The 23438-nt window shown below is 70.6% G+C and carries 22 protein-coding genes and 1 tRNA gene; 13 read left to right on the top strand and 10 right to left on the bottom strand.

The features are described 5' to 3' along the window. Positions 1–23 precede the first annotated feature (23 nt). Both pyk and MKK75_RS04625 read right to left on the bottom strand, forming a co-directional pair. Positions 24–1436: a pyruvate kinase gene (gene pyk / locus MKK75_RS04630; RefSeq protein WP_244041449.1), complete on the bottom strand. Its 1413-nt coding sequence runs from the start codon at positions 1434–1436 to the stop codon at positions 24–26. Positions 1437–1589: 153 nt separating this feature from the next. After that, the gene (locus MKK75_RS04625) at positions 1590–2084 is read right to left on the bottom strand and encodes an SRPBCC family protein (RefSeq protein ID WP_244041448.1); all 495 of its coding nucleotides are present in this window, start codon (positions 2082–2084) and stop codon (positions 1590–1592) included. A 169-nt stretch (positions 2085–2253) separates the two neighbouring features. Here MKK75_RS04625 and MKK75_RS04620 point away from each other — a divergent pair, with 169 nt between their 5' ends. Then, positions 2254–3507 (top strand): lytic murein transglycosylase, encoded by a 1254-nt coding sequence (locus MKK75_RS04620; RefSeq protein WP_279593578.1) that lies wholly within the window; start codon positions 2254–2256, stop codon positions 3505–3507. Between the two features lie 23 nt (positions 3508–3530). On the opposite strand, the gene MKK75_RS04615 is transcribed toward MKK75_RS04620, so the two are convergent. The 4 genes from MKK75_RS04615 to MKK75_RS04600 all read right to left on the bottom strand — a co-directional run bounded on the left by MKK75_RS04615 (position 3531) and on the right by MKK75_RS04600 (position 6901). Further along, the gene (locus MKK75_RS04615; protein WP_244041446.1) at positions 3531–4319 is read right to left on the bottom strand and encodes an aldolase; all 789 of its coding nucleotides are present in this window, start codon (positions 4317–4319) and stop codon (positions 3531–3533) included. 73 nt (positions 4320–4392) lie between these two features. Beyond that, the gene (locus MKK75_RS04610; RefSeq protein WP_244041445.1) at positions 4393–5409 is read right to left on the bottom strand and encodes a biotin-dependent carboxyltransferase family protein; all 1017 of its coding nucleotides are present in this window, start codon (positions 5407–5409) and stop codon (positions 4393–4395) included. Then, positions 5406–6143, bottom strand: coding sequence for a 5-oxoprolinase subunit B family protein (locus tag MKK75_RS04605; RefSeq protein ID WP_244041444.1), 738 nt, complete (start codon positions 6141–6143; stop codon positions 5406–5408). The genes MKK75_RS04610 and MKK75_RS04605 overlap by 4 nt, the downstream gene beginning before the upstream one ends. Beyond that, a complete protein-coding gene (locus MKK75_RS04600; RefSeq protein ID WP_244041443.1) occupies positions 6140–6901 on the bottom strand; it encodes a 5-oxoprolinase subunit PxpA in 762 nt (253 codons plus the stop codon). Before MKK75_RS04600 ends, MKK75_RS04605 begins: the two co-directional genes overlap by 4 nt. A 418-nt stretch (positions 6902–7319) precedes the next feature. On the opposite strand from MKK75_RS04600, the gene MKK75_RS04595 reads away from it, so the two are divergent. The 7 genes from MKK75_RS04595 (at position 7320) to MKK75_RS04565 (ending at position 15055) form a co-directional block, all read left to right on the top strand. Then, positions 7320–7628: an exopolysaccharide production protein YjbE gene (locus MKK75_RS04595; RefSeq protein WP_409567523.1), complete on the top strand. Its 309-nt coding sequence runs from the start codon at positions 7320–7322 to the stop codon at positions 7626–7628. 334 nt (positions 7629–7962) lie between these two features. Next, positions 7963–9069, top strand: coding sequence for an efflux RND transporter periplasmic adaptor subunit (locus tag MKK75_RS04590; RefSeq protein ID WP_244041441.1), 1107 nt, complete (start codon positions 7963–7965; stop codon positions 9067–9069). After that, on the top strand, positions 9062–12223 hold the full coding sequence (locus MKK75_RS04585) for an efflux RND transporter permease subunit (protein ID WP_244041440.1): 3162 nt from the start codon (positions 9062–9064) through the stop codon (positions 12221–12223). The genes MKK75_RS04590 and MKK75_RS04585 overlap by 8 nt, the downstream gene beginning before the upstream one ends. A gap of 508 nt (positions 12224–12731) precedes the next feature. Beyond that, the gene (locus MKK75_RS04580; protein ID WP_244041439.1) at positions 12732–13454 is read left to right on the top strand and encodes a cell division protein DivIVA; all 723 of its coding nucleotides are present in this window, start codon (positions 12732–12734) and stop codon (positions 13452–13454) included. A gap of 48 nt (positions 13455–13502) precedes the next feature. Next, the gene (locus MKK75_RS04575; protein WP_244041438.1) at positions 13503–13958 is read left to right on the top strand and encodes a hypothetical protein; all 456 of its coding nucleotides are present in this window, start codon (positions 13503–13505) and stop codon (positions 13956–13958) included. A gap of 126 nt (positions 13959–14084) precedes the next feature. After that, complete coding sequence (locus MKK75_RS04570; protein WP_244041437.1) at positions 14085–14615, top strand: hypothetical protein; 531 nt, start codon at positions 14085–14087, stop codon at positions 14613–14615. A gap of 224 nt (positions 14616–14839) precedes the next feature. Continuing rightward, positions 14840–15055: a hypothetical protein gene (locus MKK75_RS04565; protein ID WP_244041436.1), complete on the top strand. Its 216-nt coding sequence runs from the start codon at positions 14840–14842 to the stop codon at positions 15053–15055. Between the two features lie 496 nt (positions 15056–15551). On the opposite strand, the gene MKK75_RS04560 is transcribed toward MKK75_RS04565, so the two are convergent. Together MKK75_RS04560 and MKK75_RS04555 are read right to left on the bottom strand one after the other, a co-directional pair. Further along, positions 15552–15625: transfer RNA gene (locus MKK75_RS04560), tRNA-Gly, on the bottom strand. A gap of 44 nt (positions 15626–15669) precedes the next feature. Further along, positions 15670–16512: a 3-keto-5-aminohexanoate cleavage protein gene (locus MKK75_RS04555; protein WP_244041435.1), complete on the bottom strand. Its 843-nt coding sequence runs from the start codon at positions 16510–16512 to the stop codon at positions 15670–15672. Between the two features lie 174 nt (positions 16513–16686). Between MKK75_RS04555 and aroQ the strand changes: the two genes are divergently transcribed. The 3 genes from aroQ (at position 16687) to pyrC (ending at position 19069) form a co-directional block, all read left to right on the top strand. Further along, positions 16687–17136 (top strand): type II 3-dehydroquinate dehydratase, encoded by a 450-nt coding sequence (gene aroQ, locus MKK75_RS04550; protein ID WP_244041434.1) that lies wholly within the window; start codon positions 16687–16689, stop codon positions 17134–17136. Positions 17137–17277: 141 nt separating this feature from the next. After that, the gene (locus tag MKK75_RS04545) at positions 17278–17979 is read left to right on the top strand and encodes an orotate phosphoribosyltransferase (RefSeq protein WP_244041433.1); all 702 of its coding nucleotides are present in this window, start codon (positions 17278–17280) and stop codon (positions 17977–17979) included. Positions 17980–17983: 4 nt separating this feature from the next. Next, complete coding sequence (pyrC, locus tag MKK75_RS04540) at positions 17984–19069, top strand: dihydroorotase (RefSeq protein WP_244041432.1); 1086 nt, start codon at positions 17984–17986, stop codon at positions 19067–19069. Between the two features lie 18 nt (positions 19070–19087). Here pyrC and MKK75_RS04535 read toward each other — a convergent pair whose 3' ends face one another. Beyond that, positions 19088–19441, bottom strand: a complete 354-nt coding sequence (locus MKK75_RS04535; protein ID WP_244041431.1) for a type II toxin-antitoxin system PemK/MazF family toxin — start codon at positions 19439–19441, stop codon at positions 19088–19090. Further along, positions 19438–19578: an antitoxin MazE-like protein gene (locus tag MKK75_RS36010; RefSeq protein ID WP_313901830.1), complete on the bottom strand. Its 141-nt coding sequence runs from the start codon at positions 19576–19578 to the stop codon at positions 19438–19440. The genes MKK75_RS04535 and MKK75_RS36010 overlap by 4 nt, the downstream gene beginning before the upstream one ends. 191 nt (positions 19579–19769) lie before the next feature. Between MKK75_RS36010 and MKK75_RS04525 the strand changes: the two genes are divergently transcribed. Together MKK75_RS04525 and MKK75_RS04520 are read left to right on the top strand one after the other, a co-directional pair. Next, a complete protein-coding gene (locus MKK75_RS04525; RefSeq protein WP_244041430.1) occupies positions 19770–21215 on the top strand; it encodes an amidase in 1446 nt (481 codons plus the stop codon). A 424-nt stretch (positions 21216–21639) separates the two neighbouring features. Continuing rightward, complete coding sequence (locus tag MKK75_RS04520; RefSeq protein ID WP_244041429.1) at positions 21640–23415, top strand: acetolactate synthase 3 large subunit; 1776 nt, start codon at positions 21640–21642, stop codon at positions 23413–23415. The last annotated feature ends 23 nt before the right edge of the window (positions 23416–23438 follow it).

Here is a 23438-nt window from a genome sequence, read left to right as displayed (position 1 = left end):
CGTTCCACCCGCGCCGCCCGCCGTCAGACCTGCATCAGCCGGATGTTGTTCGTGTTGCCCGCCGTGTGGAACGGGATGCCGGCTGTCACCACGATGATGTCGTTCGACTTGGCGAAGCCCTCCTGCTGCGCGTGCTGGCAGGCCTTGGCGGTCATCTCCTCGTAGGAATCGACGTCGTCCGTATGAACGCTGTGCGCCCCCCAGAGCAGACTTAGCCGGCGCGAGGTCGCGCGGTTCGGGGTGAGCGCCAGGATCGCGGCGGCGGGGCGCTTCCGGGCCACCCGGGCCGCGGTCGTCCCGCTCGACGTGTAGGCCACGATCGCGGCGGCGTGGATCGCCTCGGCGAGGTCGGCGGTCGCGGTCGCGACCGCGTGGGGCGGCGTCTCCTCCTCGCCGGGCTCCGAGGCCGCCACGATCGAGTGGTAGAGCTTGTGCCCCTCCACGCTGCGGATGATCCGGTCCATCATCGCGACCGCCTCCACCGGGTAGCGGCCGGTGGCCGATTCCGCCGAAAGCATCACGGCGTCGGCGCCGTCGTAGATGGCGGTCGCCACGTCCGAGGCCTCGGCCCGGGTCGGCGCGGGGGCGTTGACCATCGAGTCGAGCATCTGGGTCGCCACCACCACGGGCTTCACGGCGAGCCGGCAGGCGCGGATCAGCTCCTTTTGGCGGCCCGGCACGTCCTCGTGCGGGATCTCGACACCGAGGTCGCCCCGGGCCACCATCACGGCGTCGGAGAGCCGGATGATGTCGTCGATCCGCTCCAGCGCCTGCGGCTTCTCGATCTTCGACATGATCCCGGCCCGGTCGCCGATGATGCCGCGGGCCTCGATCACGTCCGAGGGCTTCTGCACGAAGGAGAGGGCCACCCAGTCGACGCCGAGGCCGAGCCCGAAGGCGAGGTCGGCCCGGTCCTTCTCGGTGAGCGGCGACAGGTCGAGCAGCGTGCCCGGCAGGTTGACGCCCTTGCGGTTGGAGATCGGCCCGCCGGTGACCACCTCGGCGGTGATCGCGGTCCGCTCCGGCCCGGTGACCCGGACGCGCACCCGCCCGTCGTCGATCAGCAGTTCCTGGCCGGGCACCACCGCGTCGAAGATCTCCGGGTGGTGCAGCGGGATCGTCTGCTTGTCGCCCTCGGCGCCGTCGAGGACGAAGCGCACCCGCTCGCCGGCCTCGAGGTCGAGCCGGCCGCCCTGCAGCGTGCCGATCCGGATCTTCGGTCCCTGAAGGTCCTGCAGGATGCCGATCGGCCGACCGACCTCGTCCTCGAGGGCGCGGATCGCGGCGTGGACCCGGGCGTGATCCTCCTGCACCCCGTGGCTGAAGTTCAGCCGAAACGTATCGACCCCGGCGAGGAACAGGGCCTTCAACCGGTCGGGCGCCGAACTGGCGGGGCCCACGGTGGCGACGATCTTGGCGTGGCGGTGACGGCGCATGCGGGTCTCGGCCTCCTGAGGCTGCCTCCGGCTATCGAGCCGGGCGATCGGTCGTTGCGACGCCGCTCACATCGGTGCCGGCGGGCGCCGGGGCGAGGGGGGAACGCCGACGGCCGGGGGGCTGTTCGCGCGGCCGCCTGATTCGGCCGGCCGCTATCTGGACGCCTCGCGGGCGATCCCGGCAAGCCCCGTCTCAAAGACGCCGGCGATATCGGCGACCGCCTCGGCGTCGCTCATCCCCTGGGCCTCGAAGGTCGCGCTCCAGATCACCGTGGCACCGCTGCCGTTCGGCCGGACCGCCAGCGTCGCGTTGTAGCCGCGTACCGGCAGGGGACCCTGGATGAAGCCGTAGCTGTAGCTCAGGTTCTTCTCATCGCGGACGGTCTCGACCTCGACGATCGTGCCGAGGCCGCCCTTCACCACGAGGCCGCGGATCTGCGCGCGGATGCCGTCATCGTCGTCGTCGGCCGACAGGATGCAGCGCTCCACCTGCGGGTGCCAGAGCTGGATGGCGCAGAAATCGCCGACCAGCGCCCAGACCGCCTCGGCAGAGGCGGGCATGTCGCGGCTGCGGGTGACCTCCAGGGCGCGGGCAGGCCCGGCGGCGAGCAGTGCCGCGCCGATCATCGCGAGGGCTATCCGCTTCATCGATCGATCTCCTTTGGGCCCCCGGCCGGAAAGGATGCTTCCATCCGGCGGAATGGCGTGATCACGTTGGCGCGACGCCGCCGCCGCGGGGCGACCGCGTCCGCCCCTGGAACCCGCTGCGACCGGCCGCGTATGCTGGCGCCGACAGATCGCGAGACCCAGATCACCGATGAGCAGCCCGACACGTCACTGTCCGGGAATCCGCAGAGCCGTGCTCGCCTGTGCGCTGGCGCCGAGCCTCGCCCTCGCGGCGCCGGATGCGCCCGCGCCGCTGCCCTTCGAGGCCTGCCGGGCCGACCTGATCGCCTTCGCGGCCACGCAGGCCGTGCCGCAGGGCCTCGCCGATGCCCAACTCGCCAACCTCGCGCCCGATCCCGACGTTCTGGCCGCCGCCACGAACCAGGGCGAGTTCGTCAGGCCGCTCTGGGACTACATCGAGGCCAGCGTCACCCCGGCGCGGATCGAGGCGGGCCGGGCCAAGCTCGCCGAACATGCCGAGACCTTCGCGGCGATCGAGGCCCGCTACGGCGTCGACCGCCACATCCTGGCGGCGTTCTGGGGCGTGGAATCGAGCTTCGGCGCGGTGCTCGACAACCCCGCCGTCGTGAAGCCGGTGGTGCGCTCGCTCGCGACCCTCGCCTGCGGCGATCCCGCCCGCGCGCCGTACTGGCGCACCGAGCTTGCGGCGGCGCTCCAGATCCTGGCCTGGAACCAGGCGCCCCTCGAACGGATGCCGGGCGGCCTCACCGGCTCCTGGGCGGGGGCGATGGGCCATACCCAGTTCATGCCGAGCGTCTACCACCGCGACGCGGTCGATTTCGACGGCGACGGACGGCGCGACATCTGGACCTCGGTGCCGGACGCCCTGGCCTCGACGGCCAACTACCTGCGCGCCCATGGCTGGAAGCCCGGCGAGGGCTGGGGCGCGGAGGCGCGCCTGCCCGAGGGCTTCGACGCTGCGCTGGCGGATGAGACCACGCCCCGCAGCCTCGCCGCGTGGCGGGCGCTCGGCGTCCGGCCCGCCCGGCCGGACACCCTTCCGGATGAGGCCGCGGAGGCGACCCTGATCCTGCCGGCCGGGATCCGGGGTCCGGCCTTCCTGATCCGGCCGAACTTCGCGGTGATCCTGCGCTACAACACGGCGCTCGCCTACGCGCTGACGGTGGCGCTGCTGTCGGACCGCCTGCGCGGCGATCCGGGGCTGGTTCGCGACTGGCCTCGGGGCGATCGGGTGCTCACGGGCGACGAGCGCCGCGACCTGCAGACCCGCCTTATCGCGCGCGGCTTCGCCACCGGCGGCGTCGATGGGAAGATCGGCCCGAAGACCCGGGCGGCTTTGCGCGCCTTCCAGGGCTCGGTCGGTCTGCCGGCCGATGGCTACGTCGACGCGGCGCTGCTGGACCGGATCCGGGGGACGCCCTGAACCGGGCTCAGGCCGAACCCGGCTCAGGCCAGGAAGGCCGGCTCGTCCCGGGCCAGCACGCGCTTGACGCTCTCCAGATGCAGCCGCGCGCTCTCGGCGCGGCCGGCCGCCTCCTGGGCCGCGACGTGCTTCGCGATCGCCTCGGGCACGACCTTCAGGGTCCGGCCCGTGCTCATGGCGAGCACCTGCGCCTGTGCGGCGCGCTCCAGGTAATAGAGGTCGTCCCAGGCCTCCGCGATGCTCTCGCCGAGCACCATCACGCCGTGGTTCTTCAGGAACACCACGTCGGCCTCGCCGGCACTGGCGGCGATCCGCCGGCCTTCCTGGGAATCCAGCGCCAGCCCGTTGTAATCCTCGTCCACTGCGATGCGGCCGTAGAAGCGCAGGGCCGTCTGGCCGGCCCAGAGTAGGGGCTGCCCCTCCAGCATGGCGAGTGCGGTGGCGTAGGGCATGTGGGTGTGGAAGGCGGCCCGGGCGTTGGGCTTCAGCCGATGCAGCTCGGCATGGATGTGGAAGGCCGTCGCCTCAGGCTGGCCATCCCCCTCCACGACGTTGCCGTGGAAATCGCAGAGCAGCAGGCTCGACGCGGTCACCTCCGCGAAGGCGAGGCCGTAGGGGTTGACCAGGAACAGGTCGGGCCGCTCGGGCAGGACCGCCGAGAAATGATTGCAGATCCCTTCCTCAAGGCCGTTGCGCGCGGCCCAGCGCAGGCAGGCGGCCAAGTCGATCCGGGCGCGGCGGATACCGTCCGCGTTGAGCGGCTCGTTGCTGCGCGCGGGCGGCGTGCCCGGGGCGGTGACCGCGTGAGCCATACGGGAAGAGCCTTTCTTGCTGTTGTCGGACCGGCCGGGGCGCCGGCCGCCCCGCCCATAGCGCGCGGCGGCGTCACGCGCGACCGTCGGTGACGCCGCCGACGAGATTGAGACCGAGCAGAAAATCCGAGGCGAAATCCGCCCGCACCACGGGCTCCCGCGCCACCGGCTCGCGCAGGACGGCGCGCTCGGCCCGGCGCGCAGCCACCGCCTCGTCGACCGTAACCTGCCGGAACGCGATCCGCGCACCCCCGCGGACCTGGGCGAGGCGGCCGAGATCCGGGCCGATCACCGTGGCGACCTTCGGGTAGCCGCCGGTCGATTGCCGGTCGGCCATCAGCACGATCGGCAAGCCGTTGCCGGGCACCTGTATCGCCCCCATGGCGACGCCGTCGGAGACGATGTCGTGGCCCTTGGCGTGCGTCAGGGGCGTGCCGTCGAGGAAGCAGGCCATGCGGTCGCCCCGGGGGGAGACGGTCCAGGGACCGGACAGGAAGGCCGCGATCTGGTCGGGGGCGAAATAATCGTCCTGCGGCCCGAGCACCACGCGGATCACCCGCGGGTCCCGGTCCAGCCAGGGTGCGGTGAGGCGATGGGGCGAGACGTCGCCCGACCGGCCCTCGTCCACGGGCAGGCGGTCGCCGGCGGCGAGGCCGCGCCCGTCGAGACCGCCGAGACCCGAGCGGGTATGGGTCGCGTTGGATCCGAGAACCGGCGCTACCGCGATGCGGCCGCACACCGCCAGATAGCCCCAGCAACCCGCATCGCCGGCCCGCACGACGAGCGTCCGGCCGGGTTCCAGGGTCAGCACGACACATCCCGGCAGCGCCGCGCCGTCCAGGGCGACGCGGAAGCCCGGCACGACCAGGGCGATCCCGATCGCGCCGCCATCCGCCGATAGCGTGACGCCGCCCGTCGAGATCTCGATCGCGGTGGCGTCCAGGGGATTGCCGGCCGCCCGGTTGGCGGTGGCGTGCATCAGCGGATCCATCGGCCCCGCCGCGGTGATGCCGTAGCGCAGGTAGCCGTGGCGGCCGCCGTCCTGCAGGGTGATCCCAGGCCCGGCGGCCTCGACGACGAGCGCCGTCATGCGCGCGACTCCCAGCGGCGGGCCACCGGCTCGCCCGCGGCTTCCCGGGCCGACAGCGCGTCGAAGGTCGCGGCATCCACCGGCTCGAACCGGATCAGGTCGCCCGCGCCGACGAAGAAGCTCGGATCGCGCTCCGGCGCGTAGAGCCGGGCCGGGGTGGCGCCGATCACGTACCAGCCGGTCGGCATCGGCACGGTGGCGACCGCCGCGAGGCCGCCGCCGATCACCACGGCGTTCGCCGGGTGCGGCGGGCGCGGGCTCGCCCGCCGGGGAACGGCCAGAACCTCCGGCAGGCCGCCGAGATAGGCGAAGCCCGGGGCGAAGCCATACATGTAGACCCGGTAGGTCGCCCCCGCATGGGTCGCCACCACCGCGTCGGGCGAGAGGCCGGTGCGTTCGGCCACCTGAGCGACGTCCTCTCCATGGGGCGCCGCGTAGCAGCAGGGCAGCGTCCAGAGCGTCGTGGCGGCCGCCCGCGCGGTTGTCCCGGCCGCGAGGGTCCGGACCCGTTCGACGAGCGCGGCGCGGTCGAGCACCAACGGGTCGTAGTGCAGCATCAGCGACCGATAGGTCGGCACGCGCTCGCGCAGGCCCTCCGGCGGGTCGGCGCCGAGCGCGTCGTCCAGCGCCAGGACCCGGTCGCTGATCGCGGGATCGACCGTGCGGCCGAACTCGACCACCATCGCCGCCTCGCCCGCGTCGAGGAGCCTCGGCTCGTCCGGGTCCGCGCTCACGGCCGGAACGGCGCCAGCCTCACCCCGGCGGCCTCCAGCCGGTCCCGGACCGCCCGGGCGGTGGCGACCGCGTGGGCCGTGTCGCCGTGCACGCAGATCGAGCGGATCGGGGTCGGCAGTTCCCGGCCCGATGCCGTCAGGATGACCCCGCCCTGGACCATGCGCAGGATCCGGTCCGCCGCCGTGCCCGGATCGGTGACGAAGGCGCCCGGCTCGCCGCGGGGGATCAGCAGGCCCGCCTCGGTGTAGCCGCGGTCGGCGAAGATCTCCTGATGGACGTCGAGGCCCGCCGCCTCGCCGGCCCGCACCTGGGCGCTCAACGCGATGGCGAGCAGCGCCAGGCCGGGATCGACCGCCTTGACGGCCCGCGCCACGGCATCGGCGACGGATTGGTCCTCGGCCGCGAGGTTGCCCAGCGCCCCGTGGGTCTTCACGTAGGTGAGGCAGTGGCCCGCGTAGGTGGCGAGCGCCTGCGCGGCGCCGACCTGATAGGCCACCAGCCGCTCGATCTCGCCCGCGCTGAACGGGATCCGGCGCCGGCCGAAGCCCCAGAGGTCCGGGAAGCCCGGATGGGCGCCCACCGCCACGCCGCGCGCCTTCGCCAGGGTGAAGGTGCCGGCCATGATCTCGGGATCCCCGGCATGCAGGCCGCAGGCAACGTTGGCGGAAGTTACGATGTCGAGGATCGCCGCGTCGTCGCCGCAGGTATAGGCGCCGTAGCCCTCGCCGAGGTCGGAGTTCAGGTCCACGCTCGTCACCGGATCGGTTCCTTCGCAACGCCGTCGCGCCGCCGGAGATGATCCGACTCGCGCCTTCGGCGGGGTGCCCCGCAGGACTCTTCAGCAGGCCGACGGCGAGTGCAAGGGCGATGCCGCAGCGCCGCGGCGCGTGGACCGGGCAAGGATCTCCGTCGGATCCGGTTCCGCCTAGGCCAGTCTGGACAGCGCGACGGTCGAGATGTTCGGCCGTCAAAGCGCACGAAGTCTCGTCACGCGCCGCGGCAGAGCGAAGTTCCCGGCATAGACGCTGGAACTACCGGGTCGATTTGGCAATTAGCGGTGAGTAAAAATCTTCGGAGGAATGTTCATGAAGGTCTCACGCCTGGCCAGCGCCGTTGCGCTCCTGGCCCTAGCGGCCAGCCCGGCCCTCGCCGCCCCGTGCGCGACCGGGACGACCATGCCCAAGACGCCGGATCAGCACGCATCCAATCCCAATAGCTCGGATGTTGACAAGTCGAGCAAGAACCTTGCCGGCGGGAATCAGCCCGCGTCGCCCGGCACGGTCGGGGCGATGAACAATGCGGGCGCCACGCAGACGGCGGATCGCGAGGCGAAGACCACGCCGGGCGCGAAGTCGAACAGCACCGATCCGGCCGCGGCGAACCTCGCGGGCGGCCAGCAGCCGGCTTCTCCCGGCACCGTAGGCGCCATGAACAAGGCGGTGGCCGACCGGGATACCGCCCCGGTCAAGGCCGACGGCTGCTAACCCGCTACACCGACGTCCGATCGGTCGGGAGCCCGCCTCGCAATGCCGAGGCGGGCTTTTTTATTGGGCGGGCAGGGCTTGCGCCCGGGACGAGACACATCATCCGATGCGTGTCCTCCAAAGAAAACTTCGCACCGGCGGCCCTGATGCCGACGCCTCCTGGGCGGCGACGCGCGTTCGTGCCTGCCGACGGCGGAAAGCTGGACGAGCCCCAGTCGACGCCCGTCGGTATCAATCCCCCGCCTTTGACCGTCGGCGAGTTTGAGCCGAGTCAATCTGGGTGTATTTGGCAGGCGAACCGGGATATTTCGGCAATTGCACAGGGGGCCATGACATGGGTGTGCGAGGGCCCCTGATCGTCGGAGGCGTGCTGGTCGCGGCGATCGGCGCTGCCATCGCCGCGCCGGATGCGGTCCTGCCGGCCCGGGCTGCACCCTATCTGCAGGACATGCGCGCGCGGATCGAGGCATTGCTGCCCGATCTGCGCCGAGCGCCCGTGGCGGCAGCGCGCCTGCCCCAGCCGCGGACCGCCGTCGAGGACGGGCGCAATCTTGTCCGGCTGACCGATCAGGAGCGGAAGCGGATCGGCCTGGTCACCGAGACACGGTCGGCCGTTCCGCACCCCCAGGAGCTGACCGCCTACGGCAGCGTCCTCGATATCGCGCGCATCACCGAACTCGCCAACAGCTACGCGGGCGCCGTCGCGGCGCTTCAGATGGCCGAGGCGCGTGTCGCGGTGTCCGGCAGCGCCGCCCGCCGCGCCCGCAATCTCGGCGCCGGGGTGGTGGCGGTCGCCCAGATCGAGACCGCCGAGGGCACGCTGCTCACCGACCGCGCCGCTCAGACGGGGGCGGAATCGCAAGTGCGCACGCTGAGCGCCACGGCGCGGCAGGAATGGGGGTCGGTGCTCGGCAAGGCGATCATCGACCGCGCGCCCCTGGTGACCCGCCTGATCGAGCGCGCGGATTTCCTGGTCCAGGTGACGCTGCCGCCCGGGGAAAGCCTCGCGAGCCCGCCGCAGGCCGCCTTTGCCGAGGTGCCGCCGCAGAGCGAGCGGGTTTCCCTGAGGCTGGTCTCGCCCGCGACGCGGACCGATCCCCGCATCCAGGGACAGAGCTTCTTCTACCTCGTCTCCGGCGACAGCGGACTCCTGCCCGGCACCAGCACGATGGCCTTCCTGCCGGCCGAGCGGTCGGTCCGCGGCGTGCTCGTGCCGGAGGATGCGGTGGTTCACGGGGAGGGGGGGACCTGGGTCTATCGCGGTACGGGCGACGGCGCCTTCGTGCGCCATCCGATCCGACCGGACGCGCCGATGTCGGCGGATTCCTTCGTGGTCGAGGATCTGCCGGACGGCGCCGAGATCGTTCTGCGGGGCGGGCAGGCGCTGATGTCCGAGGAGATGAAGGGCCGCATCCGCGTCGTGGGCGACGACGATGACTGAGCCGCCCGCGGAGGCCGGCCGCTCCGGGCCGCAGATCGCCCTCGTCGGCTTCGCCGTCCGTCAGCCGCGCGTGGTGCTGGCACTGGCCTGCGCGCTGCTGGTCTTCGGCCTCGCTGCGCTCGCGGGCGCCCGCTACGACGTGTTTCCGGAGTTCGCGCCGCCGACCGTGACGATACAGACTGAGGCACCGGGCCTCGATTCGGAGCAGGTCGAGGTGCTGGTCACCCAGCCGGTCGAGGTCTCGGTCGGCGGCCTGCCCGGGCTGGAGACGCTGCGCTCGACCTCGATCCAGGGCCTGTCGGTGATCACCGCGGTGTTCCAGGCCGGCAGCGACGTCGACCGGGTGCGCCAGCGGGTCAACGAGCGGCTCGCGGCGCTGGCGGGGCGCCTGCCGGACGGGGTGGCGGCGCCCGCGATGACGCCGCTCACCTCATCGACGCTCACGGTGCTCCTCGTCGGCCTGACCTCCGCCACCCGCGACGCCATGGATCTGCGCCACGTGGCCGAATGGACCGTGCGCCGGCGCCTCCAGGCGGTGCCGGGGATCGCCCAGGTGTCGCTCTACGGCGGGGCGGTGCGCTCGCTGCAGGTCCAGATCCGCCCGGACGACCTGATCCGCTACCAGATCGGTCTCAACGACGTGCTGGCGGCGGCCCGGAAGGCGACCGGCGTGCGCGGGGCGGGCTTCGTCGATACGCCGAACCAGCGCGTGCTGCTGCGGACCGAGGGGCAGTCGCTCACCCCGGAGGCGCTGGGGCAGACGGTGCTGCACAACGACGGTGGTCCGAGCGTCCTGCTCTCGGACGTGGCGACCGTGACGGCCGCCCCGGAACCCGCGATCAGCGCCGCCCTGGTGGACGGCACCCCCGGCGTGCTGCTGATGGTCGGCGCCCAGGTCGGCGTCGATACGCGGGCGGTGACGGCCCGGCTGGAGGCCGCCCTCGACGAACTCAGGCCGGTGCTGCAACGGGAGGGCATGGCGCTGCGCGCCGACCTGTTCCGGCCGGCGAACTTCGTGGATGTCGCCACCGGCAACGTCATGCAGGCGCTCGCCCTCGGCGGGGTCCTGGTGGTGGTCGTGCTCCTGGTCTTCCTGGCGGACTGGCGGGCGGCTTTGATCAGCGCGGCGGCGATCCCCCTGTCGCTGATCGCGGCCGCGCTCGCCCTCCAGGCCTGGGGCGAGAGCCTCAACACCATGACGCTCGGCGGGCTGGCGCTCGCCATCGGCGAGGTGGTCGACGACGCGGTGATCGGCGTCGAGAACGCGTCCCGCCGGCTGCGGGCGGCGCGGGCCGAGGGCAGGGGCGGCGCCCGGGTGGTCCTGAGCGCCATGCTGGAGGTGCGCAGTTCGGTCGCCTACGCCACGCTCGCCGTGCTGCTGATGTTTCTGCCGGTGCTCGCGCTCACCGGGGTGGCGGGTCGCCTCTTCGGCCCGCTGGCGCTCGCTTACATCGCGGCGGTCGTGGCCTCGCTCCTCGTGGCGCTGACGGTGACGCCGGCCCTCGTGCTGCTCCTGCTCGGCGGACGCCCGGCTCGCGGCGAAGTGCTGCGCGAGCCCCCGGTCGTGCGCTGGAGCCGCGCCGGCTATCTCGGGCTGCTGGCGCGGATCGGCCGGGTGCCGCGCCTCGTGATGCTGGCGAGCGTCCTGATCACCCTCGGCGGTGGCGCGATTCTGCCGACCCTCGGGGCGGTGTTCCTGCCCGATCTGCGGGAGGGCCACATGATCCTGCACATGGTGGCGGTGCCCGGGACCTCTCTGCAGGAATCCCAGCGGTTGAGCGGCCTCGTCACGGCGGATCTGAAGGCGATACCGGGGGTGAGGGCGGTCGCGGCCCAGATCGGGCGCGCCGAGGCCGGCGAGGACACGGCGGGGCCGCATTACAGCGAGATCCATATCGACCTGGAGCCCGGCCTCGACGGCGCCGCCCAGCGCGAGGTCGAGGCGGCGATCCGGACGCTGATCGCCGGCTTTCCCGGGCCGGCCTTCTCGCTGAAGTCCTTCCTGACCGAACGCATCGAGGAGACGGTCTCGGGCTTCACCGCGCCGGTGGTGGTCAACGTGGTCGGCAGCGACCTCGACCGGATCGAGGCCGCCGCGCGCTCGGTCGCCCGCGAACTCGCCGAGGTGAAGGGCGCCCGGGACGTGCAGCAGGCCGCGCCGGCCGGTCTGCCGCAGGTCACCGTGGCGCTGCGCCCGGTGGATCTGCGCCACTGGGGGCTCGACCCAGTGGAGGTGCTGGAGGCGGTGCGCACCGCCTATCAGGGCGATGTCGTCGGTCAGAGCTACCGGGGCAACGCGGTGGTCAACGTGCTGGTGATCCTCGACGCGCAGGTGCGGGGCCGCCTCAGCGCGGTCGGCGATCTGCCCCTGCGCGCCCCCGGCGGGCGCTACGTCCGCCTGTCGCAGGTTGCCGACGTCTACGAGAGCGCCGGACGTTATCAGGTTCAGCACCTCGGGGCGCAGCGGATGCAGGCGGTGACCGCCAATGTCGCGGGCCGCGACGTGACGGCCTTCGTGGCGGCGGCCAAACGCAAGATCGCCCGGGAAGTCCGGTTGCCGGAGGGCGTCTACGTGACCTTCGCGGGTGCCGCCGAAGCCCAGGCCGCCGCCCGGCGCGATCTGATGGTCCACGCGGGCCTCGCGGGCTTCGGCATCGTGGTGCTGCTCGCGATCGTCACGGGATCGGCGGCGAACCTCATCCTCGTCCTCGTCAACCTGCCCTTCGCTTTCGTGGGCGGCGTCGCGGCGGCCGCGCTGACCGGCGGCATCCTGTCGCTCGGCTCGATCGTGGGCTTCGTCACCCTGGCGGGCATCTCGCTGCGCAACAGCGTGATGATGATCGCCCATTACGAGCAGATGGTGAACCGGGACGGCCGACCCTGGAACGCCGCCACCGCCGCCGCGGGCGCGGCCGACCGGATGGTGCCGATCCTGATGACCTCCCTGGTCACCGGCCTCGGCCTGCTGCCGCTCGCCCTCGGCGCCGGGGAGCCCGGCCGGGAAATCGAGGGGCCGATGGCGCTTGTGATCCTCGGCGGCCTCGTCAGCTCGACGATCCTGAACCTGCTGGTGCTGCCGGTTCTGGCCGAGCGCTTCGCCCGCTTCCGTCCGCCACCGATCGGGGACCATGCGCCGGTGCCCCTGCGCTCCTGAGTGACGCGTCCGCGCCGATGTGGCGTCGCGGAACATCGCGGGCGGATTCGCGCGCTTTCACGCCGCCGGTCGAATGATGTCGGCCAAGACGTCAACGGATCTGCGCGATCGTCTGGGCTGAAAGCACTATAAAGATTGAAAAATGCCGGTGGAACTGCCGAACGCGTGCGATTCTGTGCTTCGCGCGACGGCAAGTCGTTGCGCACCCACGCCGCTGAAAGTGGATAATTGCTTACTTGCTTGCGTTCAAAATCGAGAAGATCAGGAATGTATTACGAATACTGCCAGCCAGGGTGGTTGAACCGGACGGCGGTCGCACGAACACCGCGTCGAATCGGCAACCTGAGCGTGCCAAATCCGTCGAGAACGGCCGAGGGCATCGTGGGCGACGAAGATTAATTGAGGTTAGGAGGAGCTTATGAAAAGCTAGTGGTCGAATACACAATTAACGGCTCATTAACCATGTCTGTGTCTTTATCATGCCATGTTCGCCCCGGGAAAGGCAGCAATGAGCATGATCGCGGCGCCCACAGCCTCTTGGTCCCACATTCTGACGCAGGTCGCGGAAAGTCTGGACCGTATCTCCGAGAAGCCTTCGGCGGAGATCCTTAGGCTCAAACCCAGTTCCGGTCTCGGCGAGGGGCCGGCGCTGCGCCTGAGCCTGGACACCGAGGAGGCCTCCTCCGCGGTGATGCCGGAGCCGGCCGTCAACGATGCCGAGCCGGTCCCCGTCGCGGCGACGGACGAGACGGAGGCCCCGGCCCCGGCGTCCTCCGAAGCCCAGACCGACGCGGTCTCGGACTGGATGACGACCCTCGACATCATCAACGGGATGGTCGGCCTCGCCGACGAGCAGAAGAAGCGTCTGCGGGAGCAGAGCGCGTCCCACGAGGTGCTGATCGAGACCCTGCAGCGGGAGCTGAAGGAGACGCAGCAGCGGCTCCAGCTCTCCGAGATGCGGGCCCATGAGATCCAGACGCGGGCCGACATCCGCCTCCAGCGCGTCCAGGCGGATGCGGACGCCCAGGTCGAGGAGATCCGGGCCGAGGCCGAAGCGCGGGTGCGCACCCTGCAGGCCGAAGCCGAGGCCTGGGTCCGGGCGGCCGAGGAGCAGGTGCGGGTCGCCGACCTCCGCGCCTACACCGCCGAGAAGTGGCTCTCGCGGATCGACGCGGCCGCGAAGACGCTGCTGCTCGGCGGCCATATGGCTCAGATCCAGGCCGAAGGCTGAGGACGAGCGTCCGGACCCATCGCTCCCGCCCCGTCCTCAGGATCGACCATGGAACAGTCAGCGCGCATTCAGTCTGACCCTGTGGCCGCTGCGGCGGTGTCGGGCGCGGACGCCGTCAGGTCCGATGCCAACGTCGTCGTCCTGGGATCGGTGCCGACCGCCGCGAAATGGTCGAGCCTGCTCGATCGGGTGCGCGGCGCGGCGCACTACATCCGCGAGGTCGAGGATCGCGCGCAGGACTATGAATTGCGCGTTCAGGACCTCGTCGAGCAGGTCCAGGCCGACCTGCGCGATGCCGACGCGAAGATCCGCGCCGCCGAGCAACGCGCCGACGCGGTGCAGGCGCAGGCGGCGATGCTGATCCGGGCCTCGGAAGACCGGGCCCGCCTCGCCGAGGAACGCGCCGCATCCGCCGAAGAGTGGCTGCGCCGGATCTCGGACACGATCGAGTCGGAATTCGTCGTCGAGCCCGCTGCGCGCAGGATCGGTGTGGCAGGCCGCTGAGACCGATTGGCCCGCCTCCCGATCCCCGGGAGACGGCGCGAATCCGGCGACGCGCACGAAGACATCCGCCGCGGCTCGCGCGGCGCACCGCCGTCCAGAGACATGTAGGGGCAGAAGGGAATGGCGATGCCAGCGATGGACGAGGCGTTCTGGGCCAACATCGACGCGCACATCGTCGCGCAGCGGCAGGACGGCCAGGACAAGCCGCCGGCGGCTCCCTTGCAGGCGGCTCCGGCGATCGCCGTGGTCAGCGACGCCGCGCCCCTGCGCCGGGTGGCCTCGGACTGGACCGGCGTGCTCGACACGCTGACGGCCGCCAAGAGTGCCGCCCAGCAGCAGGAGGCGCGCCTGCGCGAGCAGGCCGCCGAGCAGGATGCCCTGCTCCAGGAATTGAGGCGCTCGCAGCAGGAGGTCCGCGCCTTCGAGGTGCTGCTGCGCGAGGTTCAGGTTCAGGCGGACGCGAAGGCCGGCGAACTCCGCGCCCGCGCCGAGGCGCAGATCGGAAAGGTCCAGGCGGAGGCTGCCGCGAAGCTGCAGGCCATGGAGGCGCGGGTCCAGGCCGCCGAGCGCCGCGCCGAGGCTGCCGAGGGCTGGCTGGTGCGGATCGAGCAGGCGAGCCGGGATCTCGTTCCGGGCGAGCGCCGGGCCGCAGCCTGACGGGTGCCTATCGGAGGGTCGGACCCGTGAACCTCCCTGGCCGTGGAGCGCAGCGCCATCGGCCGACGGGCCAACGAAGTCAGTTGCCCGCGCCATGCCCGATCCCGATGCGATCGCGCGTGGTTCTGGGACTGTGTCGTCGCGCGCTCACCGGCGCCGACCCGGTATCCGCTGCGGCGGCGAGCGCTCAGGAAGGCCGGCGCGGCTCGGGCTGCGACCGACGCTTGCCGCAGGCGGACATCGTCCGTGTATGGCTCCGCATGCTGCTCGTGGCTTGGCCGCTGGCGCTCGCTCTCGGGGCTTGCACGCTGGTGCAGGCCGAGCCGGTCGACCGGACCGTGATCGGGCCGCTCTCGCCGATCCAGCCTGCCATCCCAAACACGTTTGTGACCCAGCCACCCGAGAATGGGGCCTGGCACCTGCGGCTGACGCGTCTGTAGCCCGCCGGGCGCGACCGTATTCTCCGAGTGTGCGCAGCGACGCGCTTCAGCGCTGCGCGATTGCAACGCGCACGGTACACGAGACGCGACAGGGACGCCGCGGAGCGGCTGTTCGACCTTCCACTTAACTGAGGCGCCGGAGCGCAGCGCAGGCCGCGAAGGAGCCCTCAGGGATCGCGCGGCTGGCTGGAGCCCTCCCTCAAGGCCCGCTGACGGGGGCGCTTCGGGATGAGTGGGTCCGATGGGAGCACCGATGGCTCCGAACACCGATCATTGTCGTGTCCCGTGTGCGGCGCGATCGGGCACGATTCCAGCCCCGTCGCTCCTGCGACGCTTCTCGGGACGGATCCGGTTGAACCTGTGGCGGTGGGGCGACGGACGGGGTCTCGGCCTTGCGCCGGGCCGACCTCGACGCGTGGCGAAGGCCCGCTCTCGCGTGGTCAGGGCCAAACCCAGGCGGGCGCCCCTGAACGGCTCTGATCGGCAGGAAAGCAAATGGAGCGGGTACCGGGAATCGAACCCGGGTATTCAGCTTGGAAGGCTGCTGCTCTACCATTGAGCTACACCCGCGCGGGCGGAGCGTTAGCACGCTGGCCCGCGCGTGAGAAGGTGATTCAGGTCAGGCCGAGCGCAGCCCGAGCCTCGGCGGGCGTGGCGACCCGCCGGCCGTGCCGGGCGACGGCCTCGGCCGCCAATCCGACCAGCTCGGCGTTGCTGGCGGCCAGCCGGTCCTTGGTCACCCGTATGTTGTCCTCCAGGCCGGTGCGCACCGCGTCCGCCCCGCGGGCGAGCGCCCACGCCATCACCACGGCCTGATTGCGGCCGATTCCGGCGGCCGTCCAGGTCGCCTCGGGCAGGATCCGCCGCGTCTCGGCGAGCAGGATGTCGAGCAGGTGCTCCTCGGCCGGCATCGCGTTCTGGACGCCCATCACGAATTGCACGTGCGGGCGCGCGTCGATCAGGCCCGCCTCGACGAGGCGCTTAGCCCCGTGCAGGTGCGACAGGTCGAAGACCTCGATCTCGGGCCGGACGCCGTACCGCTTCATCTGGCTCGCAAGATCGGTCACGAGGCTCGCGGAGTTCTCGTAGACGATCGTCGGGAAGTTCACCGAGCCGGTGGACAGGGAGGCCATGTCGGGCCGGTGCTTCAGCGATAGACCCCGGGCCGCCGGGTCGCGCCCGCGCCCGCCGGTCGAGAACTGCACGATCATCCCCGGGCAGTGCGTCCGCAGGCCTTCCTGCACGGCCGCAAATTTTTCGGGATCGGAGGAGGGCGACTCGTCGTCGTTGCGCACGTGGATGTGGCAGAGCGTGGCGCCCGCCTCGAAGGCCTGATGGGTCGATTCGATCTGCTCGGCCACCGTGACGGGCACGGCCGGGTTGTCCGCCTTGCGCGGCACAGAACCCGTGATCGCCACCGCGATCACCACGGGTGCGTCGCTCCGGGATGCTGCCATCCGTTCTTCCTCCCTGGCTCAATCGTCGTTGTCCTTGGGATAACGCCACGGGCGGAGGATCTGAACTGCCCGCGGCGGGCGCCAGATCCGTGCGCGGGACATCTGTGGCCGGATGACAGCCTGGACTTGTGTCGCGCCCGCGCTTGCCGCACCTCTCGGTGCGCGAGGCACACGATGATTGACACGATCCTGGTCCTGAACGGGCCGAACCTGAACCTGCTCGGCAAGCGGGAGCCGGAGATCTACGGGCGCGAGACGCTGGCCGATGTCGAGGCCCTGTGCCGCGAGACCGCCACCGGTTTCGGCCTCGCGGTCGATTTCCGACAGAGCAACGCCGAGCACGTGCTGATCGACGCGATCCACGCGTTTAGGGTCGGCTCGGCCGGCATCGTGATCAATGCGGGTGCCTACACCCACACCTCCGTGGCGATCCTCGACGCGCTCAACGCCTGCGCGGTGCCGGTGATCGAGTGCCATATCTCGAACGTCCACCGACGGGAGGCGTTTCGCCATCATTCCTACGTCTCGCTCGCCGCCACGGCCGTGCTGGCGGGGTTCGGTACGCATGGCTACGCCCTGGCGATCCGCCACCTCGCGCATCTGCGCGCCGCCCGGACTGCGTGAAGCGCGGATAGCGCGCCGCGCAGGGTTGACGCTGGCGGAGACAGGGCGGAGGAGGGCGGTCAGGCCCTCATCCAACGCGTTCTCCCCGGCCGGACGGGTCTTCAGGCCCCGGAGAGCGCCCAAGCGGAGCGCGCACGCCGCATGTCCAGCCCCTTCCTGCCCCTCGACCGAGCGGTCGTCGCCCGCGAGGCGGCCAAGATGTTCCTCGAGATCGGCGCCGTCCTGTTCTACAAGGACGAGCCGTTCAAGTTCACCTCCGGCTGGGCGAGCCCGGTCTACACCGACAGCCGGAAGATCATCTCGTTCCCGCGCCTGCGCGCGACGCTCATGGACTTCGCCACCGCCACGATCGTGCGCGAGATCGGCTACGAGCAACTGACCCACATCGCGGGCGGCGAGACCGCCGGGATCCCGTTCGCCGCCTGGATCGCCGACCGGATGATGCTGCCGATGCAGTACATTCGGAAGAAGCCCAAGGGGTTCGGCCGCAACGCGCAGATCGAGGGCGAGATCGTCGAGGGCGCCCGGACGCTGCTGGTCGAGGACCTCGCCACGGACGGCCGCAGCAAGGTCAATTTCGTCAAGGCTTTGCGCGACGCGGGCGCCCAGGTCGATCACTGCTTCGTGCTGTTCTACTACGACATCTTCCCCGACAGCGCCGCGCTGATGCAGGAGATCGGCGTCAAGCTCCACGCCCTCACCACGTGGCGGGACGTGCTGGCGGTGGCCAAGGAGATGGGCACCTTCGACCCGAAGACGCTGGCCGAGGTCGAGAGCTTCCTCAACGCGCCGGCGGCGTGGTCGGCGGCCCATGGCGGCATTTCTTCGTTTGGGCAGGCGTGAGATCATGAGCGTTGCCGATGTGTTCCCCGCCGAGCGCCGTGAGCCGGCATCGGCCGACCGGATCACGATCCGCCGGCCGGACGACTGGCACATCCACCTGCGCGACGGCGCCATGCTGAAGGCGGTGCTGCCCTACACGGCGGCGCAGTTCGCCCGGGGCATCATCATGCCGAACCTCGTGCCGCCGGTGACGACGGTCGCGGCAGCGCAGGCGTATCGCGAGCGGATCCTGGCGGCGCTGCCGGAGGGCATGGACTTCACGCCGCTGATGACCTGCTACCTGCGCGACGACACCGATCCGGACGAGATCGAGCAAGGCTTCGCGGAAAAAGTCTGGGTCGCCGCCAAGCTCTATCCGGCCGGCGCGACCACCAACTCGCATGCGGGCGTCACCGACCTCCGCGGGATCGCCCCCGTGCTGGAGCGGATGGAGCGGATCGGCATGCCGCTCCTAATCCACGGTGAGGCCACCGACCCGGAGATCGACATCTTCGACCGGGAGGCCGCCTTCATGGAGGGCAGCCTGATCCCGCTGCTCGGCCGCCACCAGGGGCTCAAGGTGACGGTGGAACACGCCACCACGGCGGAGATCCTCGACGTGGTCCGGGAGAACCGAAGCCGGTGCGCGGCCACGATCACCCCGCACCACCTCGTGATCAACCGGACCCACATCTTCCAGGGGGGGCTGCGCCCGCACCTCTACTGCCTGCCGGTGGCCAAGCGCGAGCGGCATCGCCTCGCCCTGCGCAGGGCCGCGACCTCGGGCGAGGCCTGCTTCTATCTCGGCACCGACACGGCCCCGCATGTCCGCGGCGCCAAGGAGGCGGCCTGCGGCTGCGCGGGTGTGTTCTGCGGGCCGAGCGCGCTTCAGACCTACGTGCAGGTGTTCGACGAGGAGGGAGCGCTCGACCGGTTCGAGGCCTTCGCGTCCCTCAACGGCGCGCGCTTCCACGGGCTGGAGCCGAATGCCGGGACGGTGACGCTGGAGCGTCGGGAGAGCCGCATCGCCGAGGCGGTGGCGGTGGAGGATACGGCTGTGGTGGTGTTCCGGGGGGAGGAGACCCTGCCGTGGGCGGTGACGTCCAGCTGAGCGCGACGGTGGCTGCTCTCAAGGCGTTCGGCTCCGCGACGGAGTCGCTGCCAAACCAAGAAAGACGAGGATCGCTCGGTTGAGCCGCAGCAAATTCTCGTCATCGAGCTGTCCGATGCGGTTGCCCGACTTCGTTTTCGGAACGGTCGTGATCTTGTCGACCATAAGTCGTGATGGTGCGCGTAAGCCGTTACGCTCTGTCGGATGGATGGGGATCCGGAAGAGGGGTGCGTCCTGCTCGTTCGACGTGAAGGCGCAGATGGTAATCGAATCGGTCGCATCGAAGCTGTCATCCTGCACGACCACGGCGGGGGGCGGTTTCCACGCGTAGGTTTTTCCGCCGGCCACCGTCCAGATCGCACCGCGCCTCATTCATCGTCCCGGTCGGACACGGCGTCGATGAAGGCTTGATCTTCCGCTTCGCGCTCGCTTTTGGCCACGGCGCGCGACTGGCGATGCGCCTCGGCTCTGAACGCGGGCGCACACACGTCCGGCACCCAGATCTGCATGGGTCTCAGGCCCTTAGCCCGGATCCTCGCACGATCGTTGCGTGCCTTCGCGGTTGCAGATTCGGCCTTGGAAACAGGCGGCATGTCGTTCACGCTCTGCGACGGCGACCTGTACGCTACATGGACAGCGGTGAGCTTGCCAACACTCGGCCTCGCGGTACTGATCCCCACCGAGCTGGAGGCGGTTTACGATGCAGGACGCGCGACAGGACGGCATCACGGCGATGGGCGCGGTCGACCTCGCCGCGGCCATCCGCAGCCGGGTGGTCTCCTGCGCCGAGGTGATGCGCGCCTATCTGGAGCGGATCCACCGGCTCAACCCGCAGGTCAACGCCATCGTGGCTCTGCAGGACGATGCGGCGCTCCTGCAGGAGGCCGAAGCGGCCGACGCCGCGCTTGCTCGCGGCGAGGCCGTCGGCCCGCTGCACGGCTTCCCGCTGGCCGTGAAGGATCTCGATGCGGTCCGCGGCCTGCGCTTCACGCAAGGCTCGCCGATCTTCGCCGACCGCATCGCCGACGCGGACTCGATCATGGTGAGCCGCCTGCGAGCCGCCGGGGCGATCTTCATCGGCAAGACCAACGTCCCCGAATTCGGCCTCGGCTCGCACAGCTTCAACCCGGTCTACGGCACCACCGCCAATCCTTACGACGTGACGAAGAGCGCGGGCGGATCGAGCGGCGGCGCCGCGGTGGCGGTGGCCCTGCGGATGCAGCCGGTCGCCGACGGCAGCGACCATGCCGGGTCGCTGCGCAATCCGCCAGCCTTCAACAACTGCTACGGCCTGCGCCCGAGCTGGGGCCGCATCCCCGCCGAGGCCAAGGACGTGTTCAGCCCGGGTCTCGCGGTGCTCGGCGCGATCGGGCGGACGCCCGCCGATATCGGCCTGATGCTGTCCGTCCAGGCGGGCTACGACCCGCGCTGCCCGAATTCGATCCGCCAGGACCCCGCAGCTTTCGCGAGCCCGCTCACCCGGGATTTTCGCGGCACCCGGATCGCGTGGCTCGGCGACTGCCGCGGCCAGATCCCGTTCGATCCCGGCGTGCTCGATACCGGGCGTGCCGCGCTTTCGACGTTCGTCGATATCGGCTGCATCGTCGAGGAGGCGGTGCCGCGCTACGACATGGAGCAGCTCTGGCAGGACTGGCTGGTGCTACGGGCGCTCACCGTCGCGGCGGCACTCCGGCCGCTCTACGACGAGCCCCGCCACCGGGCGATGCTCAAGCCGGAGGCCGTCTGGGAGGTCGAGCGGGGGCTCGCCCTCGGATCCGACCGGATCGTCGCGGCGCTCGAGGGGCGCACGCGCTGGTACGAGACCCTGCGCCGCTTCATGGAGGCCTACGACTTCCTCGTGATGCCGACGACGCAGGTTTTTCCGTTCGACAAGGAGATGCGCTGGCCCGAGACGGTCGGCGGGCGGGCGATGGGCACCTACCATCGCTGGATGCAGACCGTGATTCCGGTGACCATGTCGGGTCTGCCGGCGCTTGATGTCCCGGCCGGGTTCGGCGAGGCCGGTCTGCCCACCGGCATTCAGATCGTCGGCCGCAACCACGGTGAACTCGCCTGCCTGCAGCTCGGGGCCGCCTACGACGCGGCGAGCAACTGGGTCCGCCGATGCCCGCCGCCGCTGAATTGAGGGTTGGGCTAAAGCGCCGAACAGGCGCAATCGCGGGCAGGGATGCGTTGACCGGCTCCGCGCACTCCGCTAAGAGGCCCGACACTCCGCGTGCCAACCATGACCCGTTCCGGATCATGCGGCCGTCGCGGAGCAGGTTCGGACATCCGATGACCACGGTCCTTATTGTAGCGGTAGCGTCACCGACGGGGCGGCCCTGAGCTAGGGCCGCGATCCGGGCGGTGGCGCATGCAGGGTCCCTCGGGGCCCTTTTTTGTTGCCCGCGTCCGGGCGGGACGAGACCGAGACAGACGGGATGCCGAAGCGACGGCACCTTCGGGCGAGGCGGAGACCGCCCCGCGGGACGAGGGTGCGACGAGAGAGGACGGGGCAGGGCGGCGGTCTCAAGGATCGCCGTGGCCCCGGAGAGCGCGAGGAGACGAGCATGGGCGGCGAGGTCATGACCGGGGCCGAGATGGTCATCCGGGCCTTCCAGGATCAGGGTGTCGATACGCTGTTCGGGTATCCGGGCGGCGCCGTACTGCCGATCTACGACGCGCTGTTCCACCAGAACGCCGTGAAGCACATCCTCGTCCGTCACGAGCAGGGCGCCGTCCACGCCGCGGAGGGCTATGCCCGCTCCTCCGGCAAGGTCGGCTGCGTCCTCGTCACCTCGGGTCCCGGCGCGACCAACATCGTCACCGGTCTCACCGACGCGATGCTGGATTCGATCCCGCTGGTCTGCATCACCGGCCAGGTCCCGACGCACCTGATCGGCACCGACGCGTTCCAGGAATGCGATACGGTCGGCATCACGCGCCACTGCACGAAGCACAATTACCTGGTCAAATCCATCGACGACCTGCCGCGCATCCTGCACGAGGCGTTCTACGTCGCGGCCAACGGCCGGCCCGGCCCGGTCGTGGTCGACCTGCCCAAGGACATCCAGTTCGCCTCCGGGCTCTACGAGCGCCCGGAGATCGCGAGCCACAAGACTTACCGCCCCGCTGTGAAGGGCGATGCGGACCGGATCCGTGCGGCCGTCGAGCTGATGGCGACCGCCCGCCGGCCGGTCTTCTACACCGGCGGCGGCGTGATCAATTCCGGCCCGGAGGCTTCGCGCCTGCTGCGCGAGCTCGTCCGCGAGACCGGCTTCCCGATCACCTCGACGCTGATGGGGCTCGGCGCCTATCCGGGCACGGACGAGAAGTTCCTCGGCATGCTCGGCATGCACGGGACCTACGAGGCCAACCTCGCGATGCACGAATGCGACGTGATGATCTGCGTCGGCGCCCGGTTCGACGACCGAATCACCGGTCGGCTCGACGCGTTCTCGCCGTTCTCGAAGAAGATCCACATCGACGTCGACGCCTCCTCGATCAACAAGGTCGTGAAAGTCGATATCGGGATCGTCGGCGATTGCAGCTCTGTGCTCGCCGACATGCTGGAGGCGTGGCGCGCCCTGCCGTCGCGGCCGGAGACGTCCAACCTCGATCCGTGGTTCCAGAAGATCAAGGCCTGGAAGGCGCGGGACTGCCTCGCCTACTGGCCCTCGGGCACGATCATCAAACCGCAATACGCGGTCCAGCGCCTCTACGAGGCCTGTAAGAATCGCGAGACCTACATCACCACCGAGGTCGGCCAGCACCAGATGTGGGCGGCCCAGTACTTCAAGTACGACGAGCCGAACCGCTGGATGACCTCGGGCGGCCTCGGCACGATGGGCTACGGCCTGCCGGCGGCGATCGGCACGCAGCTCGCCCATCCGGACGGGCTCGTGATCGACATCGCTGGCGAGGCCTCCATCCTGATGAACATGCAGGAGATGTCGACGGCGGTTCAGTACCGGCTGCCCGTCAAGGTGTTCATCCTCAACAACGAGTATATGGGCATGGTCCGGCAGTGGCAGGAGCTGCTGCACGGCTCACGCTACTCGCAGAGCTACTCGGAGAGCCTGCCGGACTTCGTGAAGCTGGCCGAGGCCTACGGCGCCAAGGGCATGCGCTGCGAGAAGCCGGGCGACCTCGACGGCGCCATCGCGGAGATGCTCGCCTATGACGGCCCGGTGATCTTCGACTGCATCGTCGACAAGACCGAGAACTGCTTCCCGATGATCCCGTCGGGCAAGGCACACAACGAGATGCTCCTGTCCGATTACCTCGGCGAGACCGGCGTCGAACTCGGCGACGTGATCTCCGAGGAAGGCAAGATGCTGGTGTAACGGGCCGAGATCCCAAGACTGAT

This window comes from Methylobacterium sp. J-030, assembly GCF_022829545.1.
GTDB lineage: Bacteria > Pseudomonadota > Alphaproteobacteria > Rhizobiales > Beijerinckiaceae > Methylobacterium.
The sequence above is the reverse complement of the archived record's forward strand: the minus strand, read 5'-3'. Positions and strand labels throughout refer to the sequence as shown.